Here is a 2,373-nt window from a genome sequence, read left to right as displayed (position 1 = left end):
ATCAATTATGAATTAATCTATACCACATAATTTTAGAAAATCATCATATCCTTTATAAATGGGCTCTGATGAAATAAACTTATCTAACATCATTGAATTATCTCCAAAACTTTTTTTAGCCATAGCTATACCTTCATCATCTCTTGCCATAAATAATGGAAAAAATTCATGAAATAATTCTATAGGAGGCTTTGTATTAAACCTATCATAATATGTCTGGGCTAATTCAATAGCTTCTGCAACATATTCATTCTTTCTTTTGCTATAATATTCATCTAATGTCATTATAATTTTAGCAGGATTTCCTGCTACTACAACATTATCTGGTATATCTTTGTTCACCAATGAGTTTGCTCCAATTATTACATTATTACCTATAGTTACTCCTTTTAATATAGTTGACTTCATCCCTATAAAAACATTATTACCTATAGTAACTTTCCCTGATGAACCTATCATATCATGATATACTCCGCTTAATACAGACCAATCATACCCGTGCGTTAATATTGTAACTCCGTCTGTTATTTTAACATCGTCACCTATATCTATTAAACAAGGTCTAGTCCTATCTATATTGGTAGTTTGTGGATTAAATATTACCGTTCTTTCTCCGATTTTGCATCCTTTACTTCTTAAAAGTTTTATATAACTTTTCGAATTACGTCTAACATAAGACTTCATTATTACTTTAAAAAAATCTATCATTTGTCTTCCCCTCCGTATTGCATAATTATACAATATTATCTAATTCCCGACAACTCAAATAATATAAATCTGTCAATTGTTTAAGCTTCCATAAAGATTTAAAGGATATTCTATATATAAAACCTCATCTGCTTCTTTTATATATATTAAACCATTTTTGTAAGCCTTTAAACTTCCGAAAAATTGGACTTCTGTTATTCCTTTATATAATTTCCCATTTGATAATTTAATAATATCACCTTTCAATAAAGAACTTGATATATATAATTCATTTTCTTTATACTGCTCAAAACTTGTTTTATACTCCCCAATTTCAAGTTGCACAGTATCAATATCAATATACGTTATCATATCCCTTGAACCATAGTGTAATTGTATTGAATTTATTGTATACCCGTTTTTACTTCCAAATGCATAATTACTCCATGTTGATATAGCTGAAGATACATCTGCATTAGTTTCACTCCCATCACTATATACAAATTTAAGTCCCCCTCCATTACCTGTATTCAATGAATCTCTTAACCAATCAAAAGAAATAGTATATTGAGTATTTTCTAAAAAGTTATTAAATACCACTTTATTCAATAAATCACTGCTACCTTTTAAAGCTATGCATCTTCTATTATTTTTTTCACAATACCAAGCTAGGCTTTCATCTTTAACTGTATCTATAATATCCTTTGCAAATCTTTCTCCACTCCATATATTTTTCCCTACACTCCTTATTGTTAAAGAATTTATGGAATTATTAATCTCTATTCTATTAATTCTTAAATTTCCATTTTCATAAAAGTTAATTAAATTGCCATCTTCACAATTCTCCCCTGCTAAGAATGTCTTTTTTTTACTCTTTAAGTTTAACGTTCTAGGTTCTTCAAATATATCTCCTGCATTAGTTATTACCATCTTTTCTTTTGTACCATCTCCAATTGAAATCATATTCCCAAATTCTTTATATGCTTTATTAATAGGTAGTATATCAACATCTTCAAACGTTTTGATATAATCAATTAAATCTTTTAAATACTGTTGTTGTATTTCATCAAATTGGTTTGCTTCTGAATGAAGCATATAAATAATCCAAAGTTTTTTAGAATAAGCTTCATTAAACATTTTTTTATAATATTCCAAAGTATCCTTTGAAATACCATCATAATAAGAACCTAATGCAATTCTATTTATTTGATATGTTTTTACCGGATATGTTGTTAATGTTCCACCAGTTGCTAGTCCAAATCTATAATATTTCTGTGCTATTTCACGAACTCTATAATCATTTTCGCCATTTGGATATACAATGTAGTCGCATTGAAACCCTCTCGTTTGTTCTATAATCCTTTTACTTTCTGATAACTCGTATTCTATCTCTTCATTAGTTAAAGTAGGTAATCTATAATGATTTACTGTATGAGATCCAAAATCCCATCCTAATTCAATTAACTCATTTATTTGTTCATTAGTCATCTGATTACTTCCATTTGGAATAAGACAACCACTGCAAGCTATATTTTTAGATTGAAAAATCGGCTTTAATATTGTATAATCCGTCTGTTTTCCATCATCTGAAATAAAAGATACTATACACCTTCTTTTTCCATTCGCTCTTTGTCCATAAATTGAACTATTGTTATATTTAATTATTTGTTTCGTATTATGTTCCAA

At 28.0% G+C, this 2,373-nt stretch carries 2 protein-coding genes; both read right to left on the bottom strand.

The features are described from left to right. Nucleotides 1-12 precede the first annotated feature (12 nt). Nucleotides 13-708, bottom strand: a complete 696-nt coding sequence (locus tag I4V51_RS20705; RefSeq protein WP_195990326.1) for an acyltransferase — start codon at nucleotides 706-708, stop codon at nucleotides 13-15. Nucleotides 709-780: 72 nt separating this feature from the next. Beyond that, nucleotides 781-2,373 (bottom strand): polysaccharide deacetylase family protein (locus tag I4V51_RS20700; RefSeq protein ID WP_195990325.1); only part of this gene is annotated, 1,593 nt, incomplete at its 5' end.

It is taken from the genome of Clostridium sp. D53t1_180928_C8 (assembly GCF_015667795.1).
In the GTDB taxonomy this organism is placed as follows: Bacteria; Bacillota; Clostridia; order Clostridiales; family Clostridiaceae; genus Clostridium.
The sequence above is the reverse complement of the archived record's forward strand: the minus strand, read 5'-3'. Positions and strand labels throughout refer to the sequence as shown.

Excerpts from the sequence above, each read along its gene's own strand:
- I4V51_RS20705 (WP_195990326.1), bottom strand. The coding sequence starts at position 708 with ATGATAGATTTTTTTAAAGTAATAATGAAGTCTTATGTTAGACGTAAT.